This window comes from Alphaproteobacteria bacterium (assembly GCA_040216735.1).
Lineage (GTDB): Bacteria > Pseudomonadota > Alphaproteobacteria > SHVP01 > SHVP01 > CALJDF01.
Genome location: JAVJOO010000004.1, coordinates 292,937 through 317,788, shown reverse-complemented (window position 1 = coordinate 317,788; position 24,852 = coordinate 292,937). Strand labels below are relative to the sequence as shown.

At 60.3% G+C, this 24,852-nt stretch carries 29 protein-coding genes; 9 read left to right on the top strand and 20 right to left on the bottom strand.

Going from position 1 to position 24,852, the window contains the following annotated elements; all coding sequences use genetic code 11:
- Positions 1 to 11: 11 nt before the first annotated feature.
- Positions 12 to 605, bottom strand: a complete 594-nt coding sequence (locus RID42_11930; GenBank protein MEQ8248377.1) for a flagellar basal body-associated FliL family protein — start codon at positions 603 to 605, stop codon at positions 12 to 14.
- A 351-nt stretch (positions 606 to 956) separates the two neighbouring features.
- Here RID42_11930 and flgF point away from each other — a divergent pair, with 351 nt between their 5' ends.
- From flgF to flgH, 4 genes are read left to right on the top strand one after another with little or no spacing between them, the layout of a single operon-like run.
- A complete protein-coding gene (flgF, locus tag RID42_11925; GenBank protein MEQ8248376.1) occupies positions 957 to 1,682 on the top strand; it encodes a flagellar basal-body rod protein FlgF in 726 nt (241 codons plus the stop codon).
- A gap of 31 nt (positions 1,683 to 1,713) precedes the next feature.
- Positions 1,714 to 2,502, top strand: coding sequence for a flagellar basal-body rod protein FlgG (gene flgG / locus RID42_11920; protein MEQ8248375.1), 789 nt, complete (start codon positions 1,714 to 1,716; stop codon positions 2,500 to 2,502).
- A gap of 27 nt (positions 2,503 to 2,529) precedes the next feature.
- Entirely contained in the window at positions 2,530 to 3,495 is a 966-nt protein-coding gene (flgA, locus tag RID42_11915; protein ID MEQ8248374.1) for a flagellar basal body P-ring formation chaperone FlgA, read from the top strand.
- 20 nt (positions 3,496 to 3,515) lie between these two features.
- On the top strand, positions 3,516 to 4,280 hold the full coding sequence (gene flgH, locus RID42_11910; GenBank protein MEQ8248373.1) for a flagellar basal body L-ring protein FlgH: 765 nt from the start codon (positions 3,516 to 3,518) through the stop codon (positions 4,278 to 4,280).
- An 80-nt stretch (positions 4,281 to 4,360) separates the two neighbouring features.
- Here the strand turns inward: flgH and dksA are convergent, their stop codons facing one another.
- A complete protein-coding gene (gene dksA, locus RID42_11905; GenBank protein ID MEQ8248372.1) occupies positions 4,361 to 4,726 on the bottom strand; it encodes an RNA polymerase-binding protein DksA in 366 nt (121 codons plus the stop codon).
- Between the two features lie 184 nt (positions 4,727 to 4,910).
- On the opposite strand from dksA, the gene RID42_11900 reads away from it, so the two are divergent.
- Entirely contained in the window at positions 4,911 to 5,366 is a 456-nt protein-coding gene (locus RID42_11900) for a hypothetical protein (protein ID MEQ8248371.1), read from the top strand.
- A gap of 29 nt (positions 5,367 to 5,395) precedes the next feature.
- Here RID42_11900 and RID42_11895 read toward each other — a convergent pair whose 3' ends face one another.
- Positions 5,396 to 5,824: a flagellar assembly protein FliX gene (locus tag RID42_11895; protein MEQ8248370.1), complete on the bottom strand. Its 429-nt coding sequence runs from the start codon at positions 5,822 to 5,824 to the stop codon at positions 5,396 to 5,398.
- 244 nt (positions 5,825 to 6,068) lie between these two features.
- Between RID42_11895 and RID42_11890 the strand changes: the two genes are divergently transcribed.
- The 3 genes from RID42_11890 to RID42_11880 are packed head-to-tail and all read left to right on the top strand — an operon-like array spanning position 6,069 to position 7,983.
- Positions 6,069 to 7,217, top strand: coding sequence for a flagellar basal body P-ring protein FlgI (locus tag RID42_11890; protein MEQ8248369.1), 1,149 nt, complete (start codon positions 6,069 to 6,071; stop codon positions 7,215 to 7,217).
- Between the two features lie 17 nt (positions 7,218 to 7,234).
- Positions 7,235 to 7,540 (top strand): rod-binding protein, encoded by a 306-nt coding sequence (locus tag RID42_11885; GenBank protein MEQ8248368.1) that lies wholly within the window; start codon positions 7,235 to 7,237, stop codon positions 7,538 to 7,540.
- Between the two features lie 2 nt (positions 7,541 to 7,542).
- Positions 7,543 to 7,983: a hypothetical protein gene (locus RID42_11880; protein ID MEQ8248367.1), complete on the top strand. Its 441-nt coding sequence runs from the start codon at positions 7,543 to 7,545 to the stop codon at positions 7,981 to 7,983.
- 85 nt (positions 7,984 to 8,068) lie between these two features.
- On the opposite strand, the gene RID42_11875 is transcribed toward RID42_11880, so the two are convergent.
- The 8 genes from RID42_11875 to RID42_11840 form a co-directional block, all read right to left on the bottom strand.
- Positions 8,069 to 8,470 carry a hypothetical protein gene (locus RID42_11875; GenBank protein ID MEQ8248366.1) on the bottom strand — a complete coding sequence of 134 codons (402 nt, stop codon included), beginning with the start codon at positions 8,468 to 8,470 and terminating at the stop codon, positions 8,069 to 8,071.
- 131 nt (positions 8,471 to 8,601) lie between these two features.
- Positions 8,602 to 9,054 carry a flagellar biosynthesis repressor FlbT gene (flbT, locus tag RID42_11870; protein MEQ8248365.1) on the bottom strand — a complete coding sequence of 151 codons (453 nt, stop codon included), beginning with the start codon at positions 9,052 to 9,054 and terminating at the stop codon, positions 8,602 to 8,604.
- Positions 9,055 to 9,256: 202 nt separating this feature from the next.
- Entirely contained in the window at positions 9,257 to 10,078 is an 822-nt protein-coding gene (locus RID42_11865) for a flagellin (protein MEQ8248364.1), read from the bottom strand.
- A gap of 104 nt (positions 10,079 to 10,182) precedes the next feature.
- The gene (locus RID42_11860) at positions 10,183 to 11,004 is read right to left on the bottom strand and encodes a flagellin (GenBank protein ID MEQ8248363.1); all 822 of its coding nucleotides are present in this window, start codon (positions 11,002 to 11,004) and stop codon (positions 10,183 to 10,185) included.
- 356 nt (positions 11,005 to 11,360) lie between these two features.
- A complete protein-coding gene (gene flaF, locus RID42_11855; protein MEQ8248362.1) occupies positions 11,361 to 11,783 on the bottom strand; it encodes a flagellar biosynthesis regulator FlaF in 423 nt (140 codons plus the stop codon).
- Positions 11,784 to 12,048: 265 nt separating this feature from the next.
- The gene (gene flaF / locus RID42_11850) at positions 12,049 to 12,411 is read right to left on the bottom strand and encodes a flagellar biosynthesis regulator FlaF (protein ID MEQ8248361.1); all 363 of its coding nucleotides are present in this window, start codon (positions 12,409 to 12,411) and stop codon (positions 12,049 to 12,051) included.
- Positions 12,401 to 12,796 (bottom strand): flagellar biosynthesis repressor FlbT, encoded by a 396-nt coding sequence (gene flbT / locus RID42_11845; protein MEQ8248360.1) that lies wholly within the window; start codon positions 12,794 to 12,796, stop codon positions 12,401 to 12,403. The genes flaF (RID42_11850) and flbT (RID42_11845) overlap by 11 nt, the downstream gene beginning before the upstream one ends.
- 42 nt (positions 12,797 to 12,838) lie before the next feature.
- The gene (locus RID42_11840) at positions 12,839 to 13,654 is read right to left on the bottom strand and encodes a flagellin (GenBank protein MEQ8248359.1); all 816 of its coding nucleotides are present in this window, start codon (positions 13,652 to 13,654) and stop codon (positions 12,839 to 12,841) included.
- Positions 13,655 to 14,004: 350 nt separating this feature from the next.
- On the opposite strand from RID42_11840, the gene RID42_11835 reads away from it, so the two are divergent.
- The gene (locus tag RID42_11835; GenBank protein MEQ8248358.1) at positions 14,005 to 16,971 is read left to right on the top strand and encodes a tetratricopeptide repeat protein; all 2,967 of its coding nucleotides are present in this window, start codon (positions 14,005 to 14,007) and stop codon (positions 16,969 to 16,971) included.
- Between the two features lie 29 nt (positions 16,972 to 17,000).
- Here the strand turns inward: RID42_11835 and RID42_11830 are convergent, their stop codons facing one another.
- The 9 genes from RID42_11830 to RID42_11790 form a co-directional block, all read right to left on the bottom strand.
- Positions 17,001 to 18,707 (bottom strand): carbon-nitrogen hydrolase family protein, encoded by a 1,707-nt coding sequence (locus tag RID42_11830; protein MEQ8248357.1) that lies wholly within the window; start codon positions 18,705 to 18,707, stop codon positions 17,001 to 17,003.
- Between the two features lie 36 nt (positions 18,708 to 18,743).
- The gene (locus tag RID42_11825; protein MEQ8248356.1) at positions 18,744 to 19,439 is read right to left on the bottom strand and encodes a hypothetical protein; all 696 of its coding nucleotides are present in this window, start codon (positions 19,437 to 19,439) and stop codon (positions 18,744 to 18,746) included.
- A 63-nt stretch (positions 19,440 to 19,502) separates the two neighbouring features.
- The gene (locus RID42_11820; protein MEQ8248355.1) at positions 19,503 to 20,366 is read right to left on the bottom strand and encodes a sugar nucleotide-binding protein; all 864 of its coding nucleotides are present in this window, start codon (positions 20,364 to 20,366) and stop codon (positions 19,503 to 19,505) included.
- Positions 20,363 to 21,052: a class I SAM-dependent methyltransferase gene (locus RID42_11815; GenBank protein ID MEQ8248354.1), complete on the bottom strand. Its 690-nt coding sequence runs from the start codon at positions 21,050 to 21,052 to the stop codon at positions 20,363 to 20,365. Before RID42_11815 ends, RID42_11820 begins: the two co-directional genes overlap by 4 nt.
- Positions 21,053 to 21,071: 19 nt before the next feature.
- On the bottom strand, positions 21,072 to 21,737 hold the full coding sequence (locus tag RID42_11810; GenBank protein ID MEQ8248353.1) for a class I SAM-dependent methyltransferase: 666 nt from the start codon (positions 21,735 to 21,737) through the stop codon (positions 21,072 to 21,074).
- Positions 21,737 to 22,147 (bottom strand): sporadic carbohydrate cluster protein, TIGR04323 family, encoded by a 411-nt coding sequence (locus tag RID42_11805; protein ID MEQ8248352.1) that lies wholly within the window; start codon positions 22,145 to 22,147, stop codon positions 21,737 to 21,739. The genes RID42_11810 and RID42_11805 overlap by 1 nt, the downstream gene beginning before the upstream one ends.
- Positions 22,144 to 22,935, bottom strand: a complete 792-nt coding sequence (locus RID42_11800; GenBank protein MEQ8248351.1) for a hypothetical protein — start codon at positions 22,933 to 22,935, stop codon at positions 22,144 to 22,146. Before RID42_11800 ends, RID42_11805 begins: the two co-directional genes overlap by 4 nt.
- Before the next feature lie 188 nt (positions 22,936 to 23,123).
- Positions 23,124 to 24,023, bottom strand: coding sequence for an SMC-Scp complex subunit ScpB (gene scpB, locus RID42_11795; GenBank protein ID MEQ8248350.1), 900 nt, complete (start codon positions 24,021 to 24,023; stop codon positions 23,124 to 23,126).
- Between the two features lie 9 nt (positions 24,024 to 24,032).
- On the bottom strand, positions 24,033 to 24,851 hold the full coding sequence (locus RID42_11790) for a ScpA family protein (GenBank protein MEQ8248349.1): 819 nt from the start codon (positions 24,849 to 24,851) through the stop codon (positions 24,033 to 24,035).
- Between the last annotated feature and the right edge of the window lies 1 nt (position 24,852).

Below are 24,852 nucleotides of genomic sequence, written 5' to 3'. Positions count from 1 at the left end.
CTCGTTGCCGCCTATTGGACAAGCAATTCGCTGAACAACACGTCGCTAACTTTGACCGGGTCGACAGCCCGGTTGGTGCGCGAGAGCAGTTCTTGCTTCAAGCGAAACAAGCCCGCCGACCCGCTGAGGTCGTCGAGCCGCAATTCGCGCATGTATACTTGGAAGTTATCGATGACCCGGGGCAGCATCGCATCGAGTTGCGCGCGGGTTTCGGGTGTGTCGTTTGCCAACTCGAGCGAGACCGTCAACCTTAGAAAAGATGTGGTCCCGTCCGTGGTGTTCAAGTTTACCGTCATTTGCGGTAGCTCATAGAACCCGACATGACCCGCACCGCCTTCGCCATGCGCGCCCTCGGCGCCGTGTTCGCCGCCAGCCTCGCCGCCATGGGACTCCTCTGCGGCCACTTCTTCCTCGGCGCCGCCGCCGAACGGTCCAATACCCATGACCACAGCGCCAACAACCAGAAGGATGATGACCAGGAGCGGCGCGGCAATAAGAATGATGAGGCGTTTACGCCCCCGCTTCTTTGGCCGCCCCTCACCTTCATCATCGCCATCGTCATCCGGAGGAACTTCATCGATTTCTTCTTCGTCGGTATCGCTCATTAACTCGTTTCCAGTTCGCTGATGGGAACGCTTTTCGCGACCGCCGTTTCGTTGTTCCGAGAGCCTAGGCGCATATCGTTAACAACTCGTTGAAATCGGGCCGGGACGCGCTTGCCGACGATAGCAGAATCGCTCGCTGCGGGCACGGGTGCGGCAAGTTTCTCCCGGCAAGCCGTGCCGGACCACCCGCAATACTAGCCACTCCGACACCGTGCAATAAACGCTAAACACCTGAAACATATGGGTTTTATCGTTTGGCACAGCCGATGCATCGTGTTGGCTGCCTCAGGTGGGCGCCTTCAATCGTTAGAGCGGGTCCAAAACGGACCGGCTGGCAAGGGAAGAAGGGTAATGGAAAACACCTCGTACATTGGCCTGTCGCGCCAAATCGCGCTGGGCCGCCAACTCGATTTGATCGCGAACAACGTCGCGAACATGAACTCAGCCGGGTTCAAGGGCGAACGTGCGATCTTCGAAGAGTTTCTCGTCAAGACGAGCGACCGCAAGAAGCTGTCCTACGTGCAGGATCGCGGGATTTGGCGGGACACGAAGGAAGGTCCGATGCAACGGACCGGCAATCCCTTCGACGTCGCCCTGAAGGGAGAAGCGTTCTTCGTCGTCGGTACAACCGATGGCCCCCGCTATACCCAGAACGGGCGCTTCCAGCTCGACGGCGACGGCAGGCTCGTCACCCAATCCGGTTTTCCGGTTCTAGACGAGCGCGGCGACCCGATCGTGATCGACCCTCTCGACGGCGACATTACGTTCTCGGCCGAAGGTGCGGTGATCGGCGAACTCGGTGAGATCGCAAGGCTCCAGCTCGTCAGTTTCGAGGACGCGCAACGGATGCTCAAGATCGGCGACAGCCTCTACAGCACCGAGCAGGAACCGCAAGAACCGCAGAACGCCCAGGTTCTCCAAGGCATGTTCGAGGGCTCGAATATCCAGGGCATCGTTGAGATGACTCGCATGATGGACGTCGTGCGCGCCTACACCTCGACCGCCAACATGATTCAAACCAATCACGACCTCCAGCGTCGCGCCGTCGAAAAGCTGGGCGAAGTGGTTTCTGCGTAACCGAACCAAGAGTTAGACAGAGGATAACGCCATGACGAGGTCTCTTAGCATCGCTGCCACAGGCATGCTGGCCCAACAACTCAACGTCGAGGTGATCTCCAACAACATCGCCAACTTGAACACGACAGGTTTCAAGCGTCAGCGGGCGGAGTTCCAGGATCTGATCTACCAAAATCAACTGCGCGTGGGATCGACATCGACAGACGGCGGCTCGATCGTGCCGGCGGGTATCCAGCTTGGCACAGGCGTCAATGCCGGCGCGGTCTACCGCATCACCGAGCAAGGCTCGGTCGTTCAAACGGGCAACACCTATGACTTGGCAATCCAGGGCAAAGGATACTTCCGCGTGGTGCTGCCGGACGGGCAGGAAACCTACTCCCGGGCCGGCTCGTTCCAGCTTTCGCCGACCGGTGAGATCGTGACCCAGGACGGGTTTCAGGTCTCGCCCGGCGTGACGGTGCCGGCCGACTCGGTCGGCGTCACCATCAACCAATCCGGCGAGGTCCTGGTCTCGATCGACGGTCAGGTCGACCCTACCAACGTCGGGCAACTTGAACTTGTCACTTTTCCGAACGAGGCCGGACTAGAGGCGGTTGGCGACAACCTGTACCTCGAGACCCCGGCGTCCGGTGCCGCCACCGTGGGCACCCCCGGAACCGGCGGCGTGGGCACCGTTCTCCAGGGATTTCTCGAAACCGCCAACGTCAATCCGGTGTCGGAAATAACCAATCTGATCACAGCCCAGCGCGCCTACGAAATGAACTCCCGCGTCATCACCGCGTCCGACGAAATGTTGCGGACGATCACCAACCTCAGATAGCGAGGCGCCCGAACCGGCGATAGCTCCATGGACATGAAACGCTCCCTCTACCTCTTTGTTTGCGCGACGTTGGTCGCGGGCTGGCCGTTGTTTGCCGGTGCCGCGCCGCAACTCCGGTCGCCAATCGTTGTCGAGGGACCGGATTTGACACTTGGCGATATCTTCGAGGATGCCGGCGGAGCCGCAAACGTGCGGGTCGGTCCCTCGCCTCAACCCGGCGAACGCACCGTGATCCGCCCCGGCACGCTGGCGCGATTCGCTAAACAACACGGCCTGTCGTGGACACCCGGTCCCGCCGTTACCGCGGTGATCGTGCGGCGGTCGTCGACAACCCTGTCGGAAGAGGATGTGCGCATCGTTTTGCGTCAGGCGCTGCGAGATCAAGGGGCGAAGGGCCAGTTCGATGTCGAGTTGCGGACGCGGGGACTCAACGTCCCACTCCCTGCCGACAGCCTTTTCGATCTAGAGATCGACCGGCTGTCCTATGACGACGCGAGCGGCCGCTTTACCGCCCTGCTCCGGGTCAGCGGCGAGGACTTCGCGACCCAGGAAATCTCACTCGACGGCACCGCGCATTCGATCCTGGAAATACCAGTGACGATCCGCGGAGTTGCTAAGGGTGAAATCATCTCGGAGTCAGATGTCGCCTGGGTGGAAATCCGTGCCGACGGCGTGCGCCGGCAAACCGCGACCGATATCGAGCAGGTCGTTGGCCAAGAGGCGAAACGCCAGATCCGCCCCGACACACCGATCCGTGTCGGCGACGTTTGGGCGCCGCGGCTGGTACGCAAGGGCGACCTCGTCACCCTCTCGGTCCACACGCGTCTCATGTTGCTCCAGACCAACGGTCAAGCGCTGGAGGACGGTGCCCTCAACGATGTCGTCAGAATACTGAACTTGAAAAGCAAGAAGACCGTTCAGGGCGTCGTCAGCGGCGAAGGAGAGATTCGCATCCCGCATAACTCCGCCAACCAGCTCCTCGCGACCAACTAGCGTCGAAAAGGAATATTCCCATGGCCCTTCCCTCTACTCGGCACGTTCGCAATGTTTCGCTGGCCCTAGCGTTGGCGACCAGTCTTAGCGCGTGCAATGCGGTCAACCGCATGGCCCAAATCGGCACGGTGCCGCCGATCACGCCGATCGAAAACCCAACCCAGGCCCCCGGATACCGCGTCGTCAGCCTACCGATGCCGGACCCGACCACCGACAACTTCATGTCCAATTCGCTGTGGCGGCAAGGTGCACGCGCGTTCTTCAAGGATCAGCGCGCCGCGCGCGTCGGCGACATCTTGACGGTGATCATCAACATCAACGACCAGGCCTCGTTCGACAACGAAACCGAAAGAACCCGTGAGAACACAGAGGACTCGGACGTCACCAATCTTCTTGGTTTGGAATCCCAGCTTGAGAAGCGGCTATTGCCGGAGGCCTTCAACCCCGCCACCGCACTGAGTCTTGGCAGCACGTCCAAGTCGAAGGGCGCGGGTAAGGTCGACCGCTCTGAAGCATTGAGCATCACGGTGGCGGCGATCGTCACCCAGGTTCTCCCTAACGGCAATCTGGTGATCCAGGGCCGCCAAGAGGTTCGCGTCAATTTCGAAGTGCGCGAATTGCTCGTGGCCGGCGTCGTGCGGCCCGAGGACATCACTGCCACGAACCAGATCCAACACACCCAGATTGCCGAAGCACGGATTTCCTACGGCGGACGCGGGCAACTAACGGATGTACAGCAACCTCGCTACGGTCAGCAGGTTCTGGATATTCTGTTCCCGTTCTAGCAAGTCCGTCCTTGCCAGAGAAAAGGCCGGTCCAGAATGGACCGGCCTTTTCATTTTTTCCTCGGTCCGGGCGTTCGATACTACTCGTCGCGGTAGACCCGTTCGCGGCGCTCGTGCCGTTCTTGCGCCTCGATACTCAACGTCGCGATCGGCCGCGCCTCAAGGCGTTTCAACCCGATGGGCTCGTCGGTTTCCTCGCAATACCCGTAGCTCCCATCGACGATGCGGCCCAACGCGGAATCGATCTTCGAGATGAGTTTGCGTTCGCGGTCGCGGGTACGCAGTTCGAGCGAACGATCGGACTCGGCCGACGCACGGTCCGCCAAGTCGGGTTCCGACAGGCTCGACTCCTGAAGATGGGCGAGGGTCTGATTCGATTCCCGCAACAGTTCGGCACGCCAATCGAGTAGCTTGTTCTTGAAATATCCCAATTGCTTGGGATTCATGAACGGTTCTTTTTCGCTGGGTTCGTAGTTTTTTGGAACCCGGGCGCGAGTATGCAACTGCGCTCTCTTGCGCCGCTCCTCATCGGCCAGACGGGCCCGCTCCGCTGCTGCGATCTTGGACTCTTTGACGCGCTCGGCTTCGTCTTGCTTGCTCGGTGCGCGCTTCGCCTTGCCAGCTCGAGGCTTGCTCGATGCGACGGCTTTACCAGCCTTCGACGCGCTCGGTCGCGCCGCCGGTCTTTTTGCCGCAGCTTTGGTCGATTTGGCCGTACTCTTCGGTGCCTTCGGTTTGGCTGCCGCGCGTTTTTTCGCCACGGGCTTTGCCTTCCCGGCGGGCGCAGATTTTTTAGCGGATGTTGGCGCCTTCTTGGCGGAGGACTTCTTCCGATCTGGAGTCTTCCGCGCCGAGGCCTTTTTTAGGGTCCGCTTCGGTTTAGACGCGGCCTTTTTCGCGGCGGCACGGGCGGGCTTTTTCTTTGCCACCTTGCCCTTAGCTTTTGAGGCTGCCTTGCGTGCGATCGTTCTGCTTGCCATCAGTTCCCCGAAGCCTAGTGATACCGAAAAGACACACTTCGCCAAAAGGCGCCGCAGTATAAGGACGGGACCGCCGCCCCACAAGGACTACCCGGGGGCGCGCTAACGCTTTGTTATTTGACGGAAATCTGCCAGTTACAGGCGTTCGTATTTGGCCAACTCGACAGCAGCGCGAAGTTCGATTTCGTCGAGTATCTGTTGGAGCCGCGGGTCGTCAATCACCAGCCGTTCAGCTTTCACGGCCTGGACGAGGGCACCGAGTTTGGCCCTCGGGATTCCGCCAACCAAAAGACCGAGACGTACTTGATCGAGAAGGTCCAGCATCTCTCGACCGCGACCCATTGCGCGCTTTCGCCCGGTCAGGGCGTCTCCAACTTCCTGTAGCGCGATCAATGCATCGACCGGCGTCAAAGAGTTCGGACCGCGCACTTGTCCCGCGGCGGCTGGCTCGGCGTCGTTTGCCGCGATTTGATCGGAAAAGCCCGCACCGCCGCCGCCGCCACCGCTTTTACGGGTACGGCGAACCGCGTTGGCCTGTATCGGACCGGGCCCGTTAACTTTCATCGACAGGGTCTTCCTTGCTGAAGCATGGCCGCGACTATCGCAGGCCATGCTTAACAGGTCGTAAAGAAAAGCCGACGAGACGGCAGCTTTTGCCGCCCAGGTCGGCCGACTGGGCAGCGTTTGCCGCTTTACGCCGTAATCTTCCTTTGAATTACATAATGAAATCAATTTGTTAAGCCTACATTGGCGTGGCACGGCCTTCGCACTAGAAGAGCCAGGAAGAATTCCCGGTGGTACCGAATCAATGATCCCGCGCCCCCATACCGATCGTCTCTCCAAGTTTCTGCGCTGCGCCGCCCAGGCAATCGGCGGCGCCGTCTTGATCGCCTCCCTCGCCGGGCCAGCAGGCGCCGCATCGCGAATCAAGGACATCGTCAATATCGAAGGCGTGCGCGACAACCTTTTGGTCGGCTACGGCTTGGTCGTGGGTCTCAACGGCACGGGCGATTCGTTGCGGAACTCGCCCTTCACCCGTCAAAGCCTGCAGGCGATGCTGGAACGCCTCGGCGTCAACGTTCGCAACGTCGATCTCAACACCGACAATGTCGCGGCCGTCATGGTCTCGGCCAACCTGCCACCGTTTTCGCGTCAGGGCAGCCGGATCGACGTGACCGTCAGCACCCTCGGCGATGCCGAAAACCTGCTGGGCGGAACACTCCTGGTGACGCCATTGCTCGGTGCCGACGGTCAGGTCTACTCCGTCGCCCAAGGTCCGGTGGTCGTCGGCGGCTTTTCGGTCCAAGGCGACGCTGCGACCTTCGTCAAGGGCGTCCCCACCTCGGGGCGCGTGCCGAACGGCGGCATCATCGAACAAGAAATCCCGTTCGAAATGGCCGATCTGGCGCGGATGCGATTGGCCCTAAAGAACCCCGATTTAACGACGGCCCGGCGCGTCGCCGAAGCGATCAACGCCTTCCTCGGCATTGAAGCCGCAGTGATGTCCGATCCCGGCACCATCGTGCTAACGGCGCCGGCGGCCTACGCAAACGATATGACCGCGCTGCTGGCCGACATCGAACAGCTCCGCGTCGAACCCGATCAGCCGGCACGAGTCGTGATCGACGAAACGACGGGGGTCATCGTGCTGGGCAACGACGTCCGCGTGAATACCGTCGCGATCGCCCAAGGCAACCTGACCATTCGGGTAACGGAGACACCGCAGGTTTCGCAACCGGCGCCGTTCGCCCAAGCCGGCGATACCGTCGTGGTTCCGCGTACACAGATCGACGTCGTCGAGAGCAACTCCAAGCTGGCCGTCGTCGAATCAGGGGTCAACCTTCAGGAACTCGTCGACGGGTTGAACTCGCTCGGAATCAGCCCGCGCGACATGATCTCCATTCTGCAAGCGCTCAAGACTGCCGGCGCGTTGCAGGCTGAAATCGTGTTGATGTAATGGAGCGCCTTAACGCCATGCCCTCGCCCTTACTGGACCTTCAGTCCACGGCGATCGCACAGAGCGCGACGGCGGCGAAACGGTTCGACAGGGCCGAAGCACAGGCACGCAATACAGCGCAGTCTTTTGAATCGGTATTTCTCTTCGAGGTGCTTCAATCGATGTATTCCGGCATGAAGCCCGGCGCGTTCGGCGGTGGCAACGAGGAGACGATGTTTCGTTCCATGATGAACGAAGAGGTCGCCAAGTCGATTAGCCGCCAAGGCGGCGTCGGCATCGCCGACTCGGTCTACCGGGAAATTATGCGCCAGCAGGAGGTTTAACGATGGCAGTTGCTGCGGAACGAATTGTCGGACTGATCGATATCACCGAACGTCTCGGTGAAGTCGTCGAACAGGAGACGTCGCTCCTCAAGCAACGCCGGCCGGACCAGATTGGGCACCTGCTTCCCAAGAAGACGCAACTGGGTGCCGCCTATGAAGAAGAGCTGACGATCATTGGACGCAACCGCGACTACCTAATGAAAGAAGCGCCGCGCGAGATGGGACAACTCCAGGCCGTCGTCACCCGGTTTCGAAAAACCCTCGACGAACATGGGCGGGTTTTGGCCGCCGCCAAAGTCGTCACCGAGCGGATGGTTCGCAACATTAGCGACGAGGTGGCGCGGCGCGACCGCCCCGACGCCGGCTATTCGCGCTATGCCCGCCAGGCGCGGCCAAGTCGAACCTCGCGACCGGTATCCCTCGCCGTCAATCAGGTTATTTGAGCGCCGCAACAAAGGCAAAGAGAGCCGGACCGAGCGATTGACTTTCGTCAAGCGCCCGCCGGCTACCAGGTTCATTGGCTCGCGATCAGGTCTGTTCGTCGACGAAACTTCCCTTGATCTCCCGCAGGAACGCCGACCGCGCCAGATCCGCCTCTGACGGAAACTGACGCTCGACTTCCTTGGTGACCGAGTTCAAGCCACGATAAACAAACCGTTCCGTTGTCGAATCTTGCAGAATCGACAAACGAGTACCGCCGAGATCGGCCAGCGAAGATCCGACCGACTTCCGACGCGGCTCCTCTTTAGGCTCTTCCTGAGCCTCTTCTTCGTTCGCATTCTGCGGTGATGGAGCCGTCGCAGTGACCGCACGTTCTTGCTGTGGACGAACCACAGGTGTCACAGCACTGCTTGGCGTCGAAGTCGTTTCGGTCCTGGCCGGCGCGTTCTTCTGCGCTACAGAGCCTAAAGGAGCAATTTCCACGACCATTTTACTTCATCCGCACCGGTCCTTTTGGGACCGTTTCCTAAGAGTTTCTCTCCTAAAGTCCAATATAAACCAAGCGTTTACCAGTTCAACCTTACGTAATTCGCAACAATCCCCCGATTGCGTCCGTCTCGTCAGCTCGCAAGTGCCGCGCGCTGTAACATGGGAGGACTTTCCCTGTCTTGTTCGTCCTTCGGTACGTAGTTGAGCCTCGCCTCCTCAAACGGGAACAACTTTTTGCACGTACTGAGGGCACGGTAGTAACTTCCCTTTTGAACGTCGGCCAGGATATTGGCGCATTGTGCTCGTGCTTCCCGGTCCTTGATGGCGCCAAGAAACTCATCCAGGCGTCGCTCGAAGAGCTGGAGGTAAGCAGCACTGTTGGAATCGTCCAGATACAACATTTGGATGGCGAAATAGATCCGGCGCACCGGCGTACTCGCATCGCCCTCCTGCATCACGTCCTTCTCGCGAAGGATCGAGACGTTGTTCTGGATGAGTAGGTGAGAGCGGCGTTCACCGTTGACGACAACTGCGCCATTGATGACAAACCGTTCCCGCGGTTTAAGGGTGAGCTTTAGTGCCATGGGAACCTCCCAGGGCTTCCGCCACTCGACCGGCCGCAGCGTCGCGCGCTTTTTGTCGCACGGCCCCTCGCGTAATTGGCCTTGTTGTACATTTGTCTCCTCATTCTAAGTCGACCAGTGAACTCTCGTTGTCCGTCTTTTTGGGCGCTCCGAGCGGGGGCCGGCCGGCGATGACCGGCCCCACTTCGAAACCCCTGGTCCTTTACTGGAAGAGTCCCAGGATGGTCTGCGGACCCGCGTTGGCAATGGCGAGCGACTGCACGCCAAGCTGCTGCTGGATCTGCAACGCCTGCAAAGTGGCCGATTCTTGGGCAAGGTCGGCGTCGACCAAGTTGCCAAGACCTTCGGTCAAGATGTTGACGAGAGATGTGGTAAAGTCGGTTTGAACCTCGATCCGCTTCGCGACGGCACCGAGAGCTGCAAGCTTGTCCGCGACTGAAGTGATCGCAGAATCGATTGCGGTAAGCGCCGTAGAGGCGCCAGCACTGGTAGAAAGATCCGTTGAGGCAATCCCGAGCGAGGACGAAGCCATTGCTTGGGCACTCACCGTAATCGTGCTGCCTTCAGCCGTACTAAGGACCGACGTCGCCGTCGCTCCCGAGCTGATCAGGTTGACCGAGTTGAACTCAGCGGTTGCCACGATCGTGTCGAGCTGATCGCGCAACGCCTTGAAGTCGTTCTGCAACGCGGTACGCGACGCAGAATCAAGACCTGCCTGATTGGCCTGAACGACCTTCGCCTTCATTTCGACCAACAGGTCGGCAATCGCTTTGCCGCCCGAGATCGCAACGTTGGTCACGGCCTCACCGTTCGCCAACGCAATTTTTACCGCGTTGGTGCCGGCAATGTCGCCCCGAAGCCGCGTCGCAATCTGAAAGGTTGCGGCGTCGTCTTTGGGGCCGTTGACTTTCAGACCCGTGGTAATCCGGAGCTGAGTCTTTTGCAGTCTCTTTTGCGTCAAAGAGAGCTGCTCCAACGCGACCATGGCGCCGGAGTTCGTGTTGATAGACAGTCCTTGAACCATCGAAAACCTTCCTTCTAAGTTTGATACCCCACCTTCTGCGGGGTTTTTGACCGGTCCGGTGTTCAGGGCGCCGCAGAAACTGCGGCACCCTGCCTACCGAGCAGTTACTGGAAGAGAGCCAGAATGGTCTGCGGACCAGCGTTCGCGATGGAGAGCGACTGCACCCCAAGCTGCTGCTGAATCTGCAAGGCCTGAAGTCTTGCACTCTCTTCGGCGAGATCGGCGTCGACCAGGTTTCCGAGGCCCTCGGTCAAGATGTTGACCAACGACACCGTGAAATCGGTCTGCACTTCGATCCGCTTCGCGGCGGAACCAAGGGCGGCCAACTTGTCGGCAACCAACGTGATCGCCGTTTCGATCGACGTCAGAGCCGAGGAGGCACCAGAACTTGTTGCCAAGGTAGACGCGTTGATCGTCAGCGTGGTGGTGTCCATCTTTTGGGCGCTCACCGAAATGACCGACCCATCGACGGTGCTGAGGACCTTGAGTTCGCTCGCGCTCTGAAAGATCAGATTGGTCGAGTTGAACTCGGCAGTGGCAACGATGGTCTCCAACTGGTCGCGCAACGCCGTGAAGTCGTTCTGCAAGGCGGTGCGTGAGGCAGTATCGAGACCGGCCTGGTTGGCCTGCACGATTTTCGCCTTCATTTCGATAAGCAGGTCGGCGATGGCCTTTCCGCCCGAAATAGCGACGTTAACGGTGGAATCACCGTTGGCGAGAGCGCCACCGACGGCCTTTGTGCCGGCGATATCGCCCCGCAGACGGGTCGCGATCTGGAAGGTCGCGGCGTCGTCCTTCGGGCCGTTAACTTTCAAACCCGTCGTAATCCGAAGCTGCGTGTTTTGCAGCCTCTTGTTCGTCATGCTGAGTTGTTCCAACGCGACCATCGCGCCGACGTTGGTTTTGATAGAAAGACCTTGAACCATTTTGTTACGTCCTCGTTCTAAGCATCTGGGTCCAGCGTTTTGCTGGCGCCGACGTTTTGCCGGTGGATGGACAATCGTCCGACCACTAGGAAAGCAATGCCTATGCCAGGGAACTTCTGACCGGGTGGCGACCGCCGGATGAAACCGCTAACGTTTTGTTAAGAAAGGGGATTTGTCGACTTGGCGATCGCCGAGACAGGTCTGCCGGGGTCGCGCGACAACGATCCAGACACTCCTTAAGGAAGGATTAACAGGGCAAAATTTTCCGACCCGGCAATTCGTGCCGGTAGCATTTGCCTACCGGCCGCGAAATCGCGGGTCGCCGAAGCCTACTGAAGGGGGCTTTTGGGGTCGGCTTAGGCCGAGGTGCCGAGGCTGCCGATCGCCGAGGCGGCCTGGCTCGGAATGGTCTGTTTCGTCGGCGCCGACGACAGCCCTTCCATGATGGTGCGATTGACCGAAATAAGCGGGTCGAGGTTGCTCTCGCCCCGCAACACCGTCCGGGAGTGTTTATCTACCCAGATTGCGATCGAGATGATGTTCGCCTTCAGGCTGTCAGGAAAGCGATTCTCGTTGGACGCAAGGTCCATTTGCAATGTCAGCCAAAGCCGCCTGTTCCAGTCCACCGCCTTATAAAACTCTTGGGGTTTCAATCCCTTAGAGGTGGCGGCCTCACGGACGGCCATGAGCGCCTTGGTCACCTCGGCAAACAAACGGTATTCCGTCTGCCTGGGATTCTCGGTCGAGGCTTGGGCGGCCTTGTATTTATTGACCGACATTCGCGCTCCTCGGGCGTGCCCGCGTCACTCGCGCCGACAACGCCTTAGCGCCGCCGCCACGACGGTACGGTAACCCAATCGCGTACCAAGATGAAGGCGTTGCGAAATGGCCCACGGAGACGCCGGCGATCCTATGGACCGACGCCGCTTCGCTCGTCACATTCTGTGCCCGATGTCGCATCACGCGAATTTATCACGCAAACGGCGTGCCAGATTCGATCTTGCTCGGTGGGCAACCGGCTTCTGCCGGTCGGCCGCGGCATACTTACGCCGCGAGCCCCTTCATGATCGATTCGTTGACCTGGATGAGTGCGTCGATCGTCGCTTCGCCTTGCTCGGCGAGCTTGGAGTGACGCTCTACCCATATAGCGACCGAAATGATCTGGGCCTTAAGTGGATCGGGCAACTGGTTTTGCGGCCGTGCCAAATCTTCTTCCAAGGCCTGCCATAGCCGGCGGTTGTCGTCCAAGGCACGCAGGAAGTCTGAATCTTCCTTCGCCTTGGCCTTACTTGCTTCGAGGTCGCGCGTGACCTGTTCGAAGAGACGGTACTCGGTCTTTCGCGGATCGAGTTCCGGCGGCGGAACCAATTTCTCGGCGACCGCTCCGGCATGCTGGCTATTGTACATAGTTCAACCTTTCTTTCTCGAAGGGCAGAAGCGACTTGCACGTCATCATTGCGGAATAGAACCGCTGCTCGTGCACGTCATCGAGGATGCGATGGCATTTCTCCAGCACCCCTTTTGTCGAGATAGCGCACATGAAGTCGGTAACGAGACTGGTGAACTCGTCGTAGTAGTGACTCTCCAGTCCGCCATCGAGATACATCATCATGACGGTGAAATAGATGCGCTTGACCGGTGTATTCGCCTCGTCCGGTTGCAGAACATCACGCTCCCGAAGAAGCGAGACTTGGTTCTCAATAATGAGATCCGACCTGCGATCGCCGTTGATGAGTACACCACCGTTGAGAACGAACTTCTCGCCGGGCTTTAACGTCAGTTTTAGCGGCATATTTTCTAAGGGCCTTCGCTGACCCCTCCCCTTATCTTGATGTTATTGGAACAGCGAGAGAATGATCTGCGGGGTCGCGTTGGCGATCGAAAGCGCCTGTACGCCCAGCTGCTGTTTGACCTGGAGTGCCGTAAGGTTGGCGCTTTCCCGGGCCATATCGGCATCCACAAGGTTGCCGACACCATCTGTAAGGATGTCCACCAATTTGACCGTGAACTCGGTCTGAACCTCTAGCCGCTTGGCCGAGGCACCGAGCGCCGCGAGGCGATCGGAGACCGATACGATGGCCGAGTTGACTGCCGTCAACGCCGCACTGGCACCGGAACTGGTGAGCAGCGTGGTTGTGTTGATGGCGAGACTCGTCGTGTCCATCTTCTGCGCACTGACGTTGATGATACTGCCATCGACAGTACTCAACACTTGGAACGTCACCGCGCTTTGGTTGATGATGTTGACGCCGTTGAATTCGGCCGTTGCGACGATCGTTTCGATCTGATCGCGCAACGCCGCGAAGTCGTTGTGCAGCGCCGTCCGTGATGCCGCGTCGAGCTGCGATTGGTTCGCCTGCACGACTTTGGCCTTCATTTCGATCATCAACTCGGAGATTGCCTTGCCGGCGTCGATTGCGACGTTAACGGTGGATTCTCCGCCTGCCAGTGCCGTGCCGACCGCTCGATAGCCGGCAATGTCACCGCGTTGGTTTTGGGCGATCGCATAAGTCGCTGCGTCGTCCTTGGGTCCGTTGACTCTCAGACCGGTCGTAATGTTCAGCTGGGTCTTCTCCAGCCTATTGTTTGTCGCATTTAGATTCTGCAGAGCAATCGCCGCTCCCAGATTGGTATTTACCGACAAGACCATCGTTTCTGTCTCCTCTTCCGAGGTGGCTCAAAGCCTAGGGGTTTCGAATGGCATACAGCCGAGTCCCTAAGCGCAACGGACGTGCCACCTCGGCGGCGGGCGCCGGAGATTCCTCATAATTCATTGTTTTCATTGAGTAATTGGCGTCTCTGTCGGACGCCAGTCGGTCTATGAGGATCGACAACGGAGCAACCGCGCTAGCGAATAATTGCCACATCACGAATCTTTTGCCGTGCGCAGTAGCAACAATTGCCTTTGGCTCGCGGCAAGAACTGACATCCTTCATGCTGGCCACGATGCACGTGCCATCACTAAGGATTTGTTAATCGTAACGCGCCTAGAAATGCTTCATGAGCGCGCCCGCCCAAGAGTATTTCGCCGCCGGCTTGTCGCACCACCGCGAAGGCCGAATCGACGAAGCCGACAAGTTCTATCTACAAGCGATCGAAACCGACCCCGCTTGTTGCGATGCCTTGCTCAACCTTGCGGGCATTCGTATTTCGGCGAACCGGCTGGACGAGGCGGAACTGCTCCTAACGACGGCGCGCCAGGTACGACCGAACGACACCAAGATATTGACCGCCTTGGCCAACGTCTATCAAGCGAAGGGCGACTACCCCCAGTCAGAGGCCTACTACCGCGACGCGATCGCCCGCAGCCCCGACCTCGCCTTGGCACATGCGAATCTCGGGCGCCTTCTGTACCAGACCGGTCGACCAGTCGAAGCGATCGCGAGCTACCTTGCCGCCCTCGATCTCGAGCCGACACTTGCGACGGCCCATGCCAATCTCGGCGCCGCCCTAGTGGCGACTCAGCGTTTGGACGAGGCTGCGATGTCGTTGGATTTGGCATTGAAGCTTGCGCCCCAAGATGCCGATATCCACCTCAACGTTGGCCACCTGCGGTTCGCGCGTGAGGACTATGCCGGTGCGCTTGAGCACTTCACCCGCGCGTCGGAACACCGCACCGGATGGGCCACCGCCCACCTCAATATCGGCGCGGCACTCCACCGCTTAGGGAAATACGAAGCGGCCGAACGGGAATTCAGCCGTGCCGTGGCTCTCGACCCGAACAACGCCGAAGCTCTGCGAGGCCTCGGCACTGCCTTGATTTCATTAGATAAAATTGCCGATGCTGAGAAAGCCTTGGTGAAGTCGGATACGCTCGTTCCCGATCATCCGCAAACGCAATTCCTCCTCGGCCAGATATTCGTATCGACGAAGGATTTCGAGCGCGCGGTGGGTCACTATACCGGCGTCGTTCAGCGCCTGCCCAATCTCCTTGAGGGGCGGTTGAACCTCGGTCACGCGCTGCAAGCACTGCACCGGCACACAGAAGCGATCGAGCAGTTTCAGGCCGCGATCGCTATTGACGCAACTTCGTCCCACGCCTTCAACAACCTCGGCAACTCCCTGGGTGCCGTCGGGCGGAACGAAGATGCCCTCGATGCCTACCGAAAGACGATCGAGCTCGACCCCACGCTGGCCGTTGCCCATATCAACTTCGGCAATACCCTGCGGCAAATGGGGCGTCACGGCGAAGCGCTAGAGGAGTTTCGCCGCGCGATGGAGATCAATCCAAAGGATCCCCGCGCGCTGAACGGCCTCGGGCTGGCCTACCAAGCGTTCAACCGGCAAGCCGAGGCAATCGAAACGTTCAAGCTGGCCATCGCCGTCGACGACACCTATCCGGAGGCGATGAACAATCTGGCAATCGCCTACCAACAGCTCGGTCGCTACCACGACGCGATATCGACCTACAACGAGCTGACCAAGAAGCATCCCGAGTTATCACAGGCCTATTTCAACCTGGGGAGCCTTCTCCAACTCCTCAGCCGTCACGACGAAGCGGTGACCGCGTTTCGCGAAGCGCTTAATCGAAACGTCAGCAACAACGTCGTTTATCCCTACCTAGCCCACGGCTTGATGCAGCAATGTAGCTGGGACAATCTCGAAGCGATCATCTCCCGCGTGATCGAAAACACCGAGCATGAAATAGCCCGAGGTCAGGGCGTTTCGATTTCTCCCTTCGGCTTGCAGAGCATGCCAGCCAGTCCGGACCTTCGTTTTCGCACCGCGCAACACGTCGCACGACGGGCCGAGCGGGAGGTCCAGGACACGCGCAAGCGGCTCGGCCCCTTCACCTACAAACGCCCGACCGGCGGCAAACTGAAGATCGGTTTTCTGTCGCCAGATTTCAGGTTCCATAGCGTTGCCGTGGCCTTCCGCGGTGTCTTGGAACACCGCGACCCCGAACGGTTCCACTACGCCGCCTATGCCGTGACCACCTTCGGCAAGGACGATTTGACACGGCATTTCTCGGAAACGTTTGATAGTTGGACCGACATCACCCAGATGTCCTATGTCGATGCCGCCAAAAAGATGGTCGACGACGGGGTCAACGTCCTGATCGATTTGGCCGGCCATACTCGCGGCGGAAGTCCCGAAGTTCTGGCTCTCCGGCCGGCTCCGGTCCAAGCCCATTGGCTGGGATTTTCCTCCACAACCGGCGCGTCGTACATCGACTACCTGGTCACCGACCGGATCCAATTGCCGCCGGAAGATCAAAAATACTGCAGCGAGAAATTGGTCTATCTACCCCACACCTTTATGGCGGCGTCGCGGCCGCCGGTGGCGGTGGAGACGTTCACGCGGGCAGACTTTTGCTTGCCGGACGAGGGCTTCGTCTTTGCCAACTTCAACTCGCACTACAAGTTCTACCCGACGCTTTTTGCGATCTGGATGCGACTCTTGCGACAAATTCCCGGCAGCGTGATGTGGTTCATGTCGGGAACTAAGACCAGCCAAAAGAACCTGAAACGGGAAGCGCAAGCCCGTGGCGTCGATCCCGACCGCCTCATCTTTTCCGATACCATCGCGCATCCGCGCCACCTTGCCCGTCTACCCCTTGCCGATCTCGCCCTCGACAACCTGCACCACGGCGGCGGTGTAACGACTACCGACTCGCTGTGGGCGGGCGTACCGGTCTTGACGCTGTACGGCGATACGCCGCCCGCGCGAAACGGCGCAACATTGGTAAGTGCGATTGGCGCCCCGGAGTTGATCGCTGCGTCGCTCGACGACTACGAGAAGAAGGCAACAATGTATGCGCGCCAACCGGAACGCCTTGCGGAACTACGGGCCAAACTGCGCGCCAACCGAGATACCGAACCGCTGTTCGACATCGACCGGCTGACCCGCCACTTCGAAAGTGCCTGCGAGATGATGTGGCAGAACTATGTCGAGGGGAACGCTCCCCATGCCCTTGAGGTCCCTACTCTGCCCGCTACGGTGAGAAACCCCGGTCGCGCGTCCTAACCGGACTTTTTCTGCTTGCAGACGCCGAGTTAGTTTCCTGGATTGGCGTCGGCGATCGCGCCCGCAAGATGCCAAGGACGCCCGTCCACAAGGTCGGTCGCAAAGAAACAGAACCGATTCGCCGACGCCGTCGGATAGATCGGCGCAGTCATCACCTGCGCATCCCGATCCGCATAGGCGGCAATCGGCCAGCTCAGGGTTCTCGCACGACGCTGACCGTCGGCGCGTTGGGTGCCTTGGGTAAAGTCCTTGTCCAGGGTGACAATCAGGCTAGTTCCCTCGCGCGAGGGTTCCGTCGCGACGACCAAACTGAGCCGGTTTTCCGCGGCGCGTTCGAGCAGACCGGTATCGATCTCCCAGCGTTCCAACACCCGCGTCGGCACCCCGACGATAGCGGCATCCTTTAGCGCGAGCAGCCGGAACGATTCAACGATCGCCGCGTCGCCGCCGACCACGAGACCGACTCGGCCCTGGGGCAAATCGATCGTATCGAAACCATCGGCAAAGGCTGTCACCCAAGGATGGCGCCCGCAGGTGTGCACCGCGTCCTGGTGGAACACGACGCCCTCGCGGCCGATCAGAACCCCCCGGTGGGTGAACTTGTCGCCTTCGGCATACACGACCGACGCCGCCACAAGACAATCCTGCTTCGCCGCCGACAAAATCTTACCAACCGCCGAGATTCCGTCACGACAGACCGCCGCTGCCTTCGATGCGTCGCCGACCTTGCCGTTGGGGAGGAAGGCAAGTTCGGGGAGAGTCAAAAACTCGACGCCGCGCCCCACCGCCTCCTTCACCGATGCAAGGACATCGTCCCGCGCGCCGTTAACGACCCCGGCCAGCAGCGTCTCCACACCGGTAATCTCGCGATGCGGTGTTGGTTCGGACGCGATCGCCCCGTAGAGCTCGGGACGGCGGTCAGCGAAGATATCCGAACCGTCCGGTCGTCCCTTTTTTGTGGCGACGCCCAAATCGATATCGGCCCAGACGACAGCTTCGGTCTCGACCGGGGCACGGGCCAGCACGGTCCCGTCGGGCGCCACGATTTGGCTTGCCCCACCCCCCATCATCTCGCGCGCATCCTGCGGATCGCGGTCGCCGGCAAGGGCAGGAACCAGCGCTTCGGGAACCAACCGCCCGACTTTATTTGCCGCGGCAACGTAGACCTTGTTTTCGGCCGCCCGGACCGGCAGGTGCAACCAATCCTCGTCCGGCGCAAAGGAACACAAACTGTTGGACAAGAGCTGCGCACCGCGCAGCGAAAGACCGCGCGCCACTTCCATTGAAACGCCGTCCATGCAGGAATACATGCCGATCTTGCCGAACGGCGTTTCCATGATATCCGCCGGTTCGTCGGGCTTCTCGAAGAAGAAGTTTTCTCCCGCAATCAGGAAACTCTTGCTCGATTCGCCTAGCTTGCCCCCCTCCGGTCCAAACATGTGATTGGTGTTGCGCACGGCGTTATTTCGATGGCGCACCGTTACGTTGACTTGGATCAGGCATTGCAGTTCCTTGGCCTTGTCGGCGATCGCTTTGAGGAACGCACCGTCCGTTTGCTCGGCAACCTCATAGCAATGCTCGGAATCGCGGTAGAGCGGCGGGTGGTTGCAGTATTCCGGCAAAACGATGAGATCCGGGTCGCAGTCGGCTTGCGCCTTATCGATCATCCGCAAGCACGTCTGCAAATTCGCGTCGACATCGTCCGTTACCTCGAACTGCGCTACCGCTACCCTCATTTGCGTTCCTTCCCGTTCATTTACAACACAGGGCGCTCAAGACGCCTCGACGACCGTTTCCGTAAGTGTGGCCAGATCATAGTAGGTTCCGTCTCTCTCCGGGCTTCCTTCGACCTCGACGCGAGTCAGAATCATGTCGGGACCCGTCGTCCAGATGCGAAGGCCGAAACCGAATTGGGTATGCCAGATGAATTCCGAACTCGGGAAGTTGCCAGCCCGGGTCGTGCGAACCTCCTCCTTCACGTACTCGGCGGTGTTTTCGGTATGACCGCCGTGGGTCAACGACTTGCCGTTCCAGGTGTGGGACACCGTATGGATATAGACGGGTTGAGGCGTGGTGTGGCTTCGATCGATGAAGCACATTTTCCACGCCTCGTGCATGACCGGATGAAAGCCGAGCGTCATGTGCGGCGGTGCCGGAAACGTCGCGTGATCCATCTCGCCGGTCTGGGTCCACACCCAAGAGTGCAGCTTGTCGCCAACGACCCGGCGCAACACAGTGCCCTGGGCTTCGCCTTTGAAAAAGAGCCGGCCCATAGCCTCGATAGGGCGCCAGTCCGCGCCGACCATTTGGTTCACATCGCGCAGCAGGTCGCCCTTCGGCGATTTGGTGACGGTCCGCATCGTGCGGCTGCCGTCGGGGTTCCGCGTGATGATGAAGCGCTCATAGTCGTGCCGCGAACCGTCGGGCAGCACGATGTCCAATTGCCCCTGGTAGATCTTGATCGTCATCGTCCCCTCGGCCTCGCTAAGGCAACAGCCTAGCATTCGCCGCGAAAAACGACACCCGCGCGGTTAGGCCGCCAAGACGCTCCGAAAAACGTCCTTGGCGCTGGGCGGTTGCAGATCGAATTCGTCGATCTCCACCTGCATATCGAGGCTGGAGAAACGCGGGAGCGCGTCGAACCCGATTGAACCGGGCGTTGCTTCGACCGGATGGATCAGACGCGGGTCCGCACCTTCGTGCTCGGCGACAACGTGAGCCAGCGACAAATAGCTCGAGTCCTCTTGGGACGAGGCATGGAATACCCCCGATAGCCGATCCGAAAGGACGACCTCGATCGTTTCGAGCGCGAAATCCACCGAGATCGGTGCAAGCGGGAGATTGCTGAACGGTCCGATCCGCTTGCCGGCCTTCAAATCGTTCCGCCAGCTTTGCACAATTGCTGCCCTGGGGGTCATAACCTTGGTTAGCCGCAAAACCGCCCCCGATCCGCGGTCGATTAGGTGGCGCATGCCGGCCTCGGCAAGCGCTTTATGCCGTCCGTACTCCGACACCGGGCAGGGACTGCTGGCGCGGTCGCGACGGGCAATAGCGCCGTCGAACACTTGGTTGCTGGACAGGTAGAGGACATAGGCCCCCTGCCCCGCCATTTTCCAGGCGAGCCCGATGGTCCCCCTGACATTGACTTGCATCGCGCGGGCCGGGTCTTGGGCGCAGTCGAGGATCGAGGTCACCCCGGCGCAGATCAGGACCGCGTCGACCTCGGGCAACACCTCCCAGCTTGCCGGGATCGACAGATCGAGGAAGTGGTGATTGCTGTCGCGCCGGCGGCTGGTGCCTATGACGGTGACGCCCTGCGACGCAAAATGGGCACAGGCGGCTTGCCCCAACGCCCCATCGGCGCCGACAACAAGCAACCTGTTTGGCCACATCATCTCTTTGGGCCGCAACACAGCGCGAAGTAATAGTGCGCCATCTGATAGAAACCGGTGTGCACGACCTCGTCGTTCATCGAAAAAATGAACACGTTGCTGAAGTGAGCGCTCAGAAGGTCCTTCAATTCGGGTGCGGTCTTGCAATTTATATGTCCGGCCTTGCTCGCCGGACTGGCGTAGGCCTGCGAGGCCAAACTTGGCGATCCGACGATCAGGACGCCGGAGTCGGTCAGCGACTCCGCGAGATTGACCACGAAAGCTTCTTCGTTCGCCGGATCGATGTGTTCGATCACATCCAAGGTGTAAGCGCCGTCAAAGCGATGCGCCTGTCCCGGCGGGTACGGGCCAGTGAGCATGTCGTGAATCGCCGTCGACATCGGCCACGCCGGGGCCATGCGCTCTTCGGCGTCGGCAACGAAAATAGGATCGAAATCTAGAGCCGTGACCCATTCGACTTCCTGCTGCACAAGACGGGTTCCAAAGGCATCGGCACATCCGACTTCCAGCACGTTTTGGGCGCCACTCAACATCTTGGCCACGAACTTGTAGCGGGCGAGAAGAATCGCCAACCGGCGGGGATCGTCGTGCCAAACCTGGTTGGTCATCAGGCCAAGCCGCGTTACCCCGTCGTCATTGGCGATGTCGAGTGCAGCCTGGTACTGCGGTTCACGGGTTTTGGCGGTCATGACGCGGTTTTTCCCGATGTTAGGAGAAGTAGATGCAACCGTAGTCGCCGGAATACCCGGCCTGGCCGAAGGCCCACTCCCACTCGGCCGGTTTCATGAAGGCGCGGCAGGTCAACTGCCAGTAGAGAAGATTCGCCTTCTCTTTCTCATCGCGGTAGGACTCGATGGTCACATGCGCGGCCCCGCGCGCGACCCGCTCGATCTCCTTTAGGGCCGTATAGAGCTCGAAATTATATAGGTTATGCAGTGTATTAATGGAATAAACTAAGTCAAAAGATGAGCTGCCATAGGGCAGCGGGTCGGCGATCGAGCCGACCGTCAGCGCCGCTTGGACCTCTTCTTTTGCGTGTGCCACGGCATAGTCCGAAATGTCGATCCCCGCGACGGTCGCGCCGGGAAGTAGCTGGGCGAATTCGTAGAGTAGGAACCCCTTGCCGCAACCGACATCGAGGATCCGCGCCCCCGCCTTGAGACCGTAGTGGGCGATCATCGCCTCCGCGACCGGCCGCCAGCGACCGTCATAGCGGTACCCACCGAAGCCGTAGCGGCGGTCGCCATCCCAGTAGTCTTTGTCGAACCGGCACGCTACTTCGGCGCAGGCGGCCTTGTCATGTTCGACGACGCGCTGCACGTAGTCGCGTTTTGTCGCGGTGTGCAATCGTCCGACGAAGTCGACGTAGGCCATTAGCCTGCCCGTGCCATTTCGGTGGGGGCGACGGCGTCGACCCGCAGAATATCCTCGAACCGGCCAATGTCGTCCGCCGACCGCAGCGTTAGGTTCTCCAACGCCGCATGGAGCTCGCGCCCCTGGGCCAACACCTGATCGTAGATGCGCCGGCGCTTGGTCTCGTCGCTGGGCAACATGAACATCGAAAACAGAATGATCCCGTCCAGGGTCGGCAGCTCTTCCATCACCGCATTCAGCATCATGTAGCAGCCGGGCATGGCGTATTCCGTCGCCGAAAGTTTGAACGCGAGGCCGCCGCGCTGGGCGTAGTCGCGAATCACGAGGTTCTGGACCTGTTGCGGCGTGCGTTCCCCGCGCACCGGCCGCGAGCCGATATAGCCCCGGTAGCCGCCCACCATCGCCGTCATGCGAACCCGCCCGGCAGTTGGTAGTCCATGCCGATCCGAGTCGCGGGGCGCAGCGTAATCGGCTCGAAGAACTCTCCTAGGCGCTTGTCCGCGTAGGGGGAAAACAAACTCTTGAAGCGGCAGTTCATCGACCAGCGGGATTCCGCCTCGGCGTTGATTCGGTTGCCGTGCATCAGCGACTGGGCGAATAGCAAGACCTCGCCGAATCGAATATCGATCCACTCGACGTCGGGTTCGATCGCCCGAAACAGATCCTCGGCGCTCCGGTCGGCGAATTCGTGCAAGCGCGCGGTCATCGCCCGGTCTGGCCCCGGCGGCAACAGATACATGGATTTTGTCCGGTAGCAGTCGACCAAGGGCAGCCAGACAACGATTTCAAAGGGCGAATCGCCGCTCCAAACGTCAGCATGAACTGGCAAGAGCGAGGAATCGTCGGCAGGCAGTTGGATCGACAAATTGACCCGGCGCTGCATCGCCAACTCGTTGCCGACCAGGGCCTCGATACTGCGGCGCGCCAGCCCGAAATAGGCTTCGCGCAACCAGGGGCACGCGTTTACCCCATTGTGGACGGCGAGGCGCAGCGCATTGAGATCGCCGACACTGACTTGTTCGTGGATTCCATTGAGAAAAGCGGCCGCCGGACCAGGTTCGGCGAGGCCGAGGTGACGTGCGGCCTGCATCGTCACCGCAGCCTGAATACGCTCCAGCAGCGAGTTGTCCTCCACCGATTGGATGACGTAGCCGTCGCGGAGAAACCGCGCGCCGAGGGCGGCGTCGGCGGGGTCCAGAAAATCGCCCGAGCGCGCGCATTGCACCGGTTCCTCAGAGGCACGTGGAGCGGCCGGGGCTGACTGAACACTCATCGTTGGGCGACCTGTTGCACAAAATCGTTATGCAACTATCGACCAACATGATTAACGGGCGCTTAACGCGGGCGCTGGCGCGGGCCTGCGAGGCCGATACGGGCCAGGGCCTGTTAGTCCTCCTCGCGCCCCTTGGCCAAGACCGTTACGGTCTCGAAGGACGGTTCAGCGCTCGCCGCGAGCGGACGGACCTGCGCCCGACCGGTGTCGGACTCGTCGTCTTCCAGGGCGCGGGCGCTCGCCTTGGAGGGTCGGTTTTCCGCCGGTTCATCGACCGATGCCGTGGCGCTGTCCGCAGAGCGCGCGTCATCCCCGGCGTCGGCGTCATCCGCTTCGGTTGCTTCTTCGTCGGCGGCCTCGTCCGCGCTCGCCTCAACCTCGACGTCGGGGTCGAAATCGCCCTCGTCGTCGTCGTCGGTCTCCGGCTTCTCCCCGCGGCTCGCGGCGGCTTGTGCTTCGGCGTCGCGGACCAGGTCCGCGGGCGGTTCGGCGCTCAACAGGCCGGCGGCCTTCAGTTCCTCGATCCCCGGCAAATCTTGGACATCCTGCAAACCGAAGTGCTCGAGGAAGTCCTGGGTCGTCCCATAGGTCAGCGGGCGCCCCGGCGTCTGCTTACGCCCCCGCAACCGCACCCAGCCCGACTCCATCAGAACATCCAGGGTCCCCTTGCTGAGGGAAACTCCGCGCACTTCTTCGATTTCGGCACGGGTGATCGGCTGGTGATAGGCGATGATCGACAGGGTTTCCACGGCGGCGCGGCTCAGTCGCCGCTGCACGGTCTTTTCGCGCTCCATGAGGAAGGCGAGATCGGGTGCCGTCCGGAACGCCCAACCCCCGGCCACCTGCTGCAGGACGATACCCCGTTCGGCATAGAGCGCGGCGAGGTCCGCCATCAGCGCCGGGACGTCGGTCTCTTCGGGCAACCGCGCCGCCAGACTTGCCTCATCCAACGGTTCGACCGCCGCGAACAACAAAGCCTCGGCCATACGGATCAACTGGGCGTCGTCACTCATACTCTCACCTTACTCACTGGGACTGGCGTTTTGCGGCGGTGGGGGATTGCCCATCAGATAGATCGTGCCGAAGGCCTCGCCCTGGCGCAGCTTGAGTTCGCCGCGCTTCACGAGCTCCAGCGTGGCGGCAAAGGTGGCGGCGACAGCCGAGCGTCGCTCCGCCGGTGAACGCAGGGACGGCGGCAGGAAGGTTTCGAGCCGCGTCCAGTTTGGCATCTTGCCCAGGACACGTTCCAGGCGGCGGACCGCGTCTTCGATGGTATGGATCACGGCGGTGCGCATGGTCAGCGGGTTGGACTTGCCGCGCAGTTTGAAGTCACCGTAGGCCTTCAGCAGCTCGAACAACGAGACTTGATAGACCGATTTGCGGATGACCCGGATCCCTTCGGGGGCACCACGGGGGAAGACGTCACGGCCCAAACGGTCGCGCGCCATCAGTTTTGCCGAGACGTCACGCATGGCTTGCAGCCGCTGGAGTTGAAAGGCGAGCCGCGCGGCCATTTCCGGGCCGGACATTTCATCGTCGCCGTTTTCCTCGGGCGGCAACAACAGCCGCGATTTGAGGTAGGCCAGCCATGCGGCCATCACCAAGTAGTCGGCCGCGACCTCTAGTTTGACGCCGCGGATATGCTCGATGAAGGCGAGATATTGCTCGGCCAGTTGCAGAATCGATATCCGCGCAAGGTCGACCTTTTGGCCTCGCGCCATGACCAGAAGGACGTCCAGGGGCCCCTCATAGCCATCGAGATCGACCACCAGGGGTTGGCGGTCATCGGCAGCAGTGGCGGCCTCGTCGAGGCCCTGATCGAATGCGTCAGCGGGGTGCAAT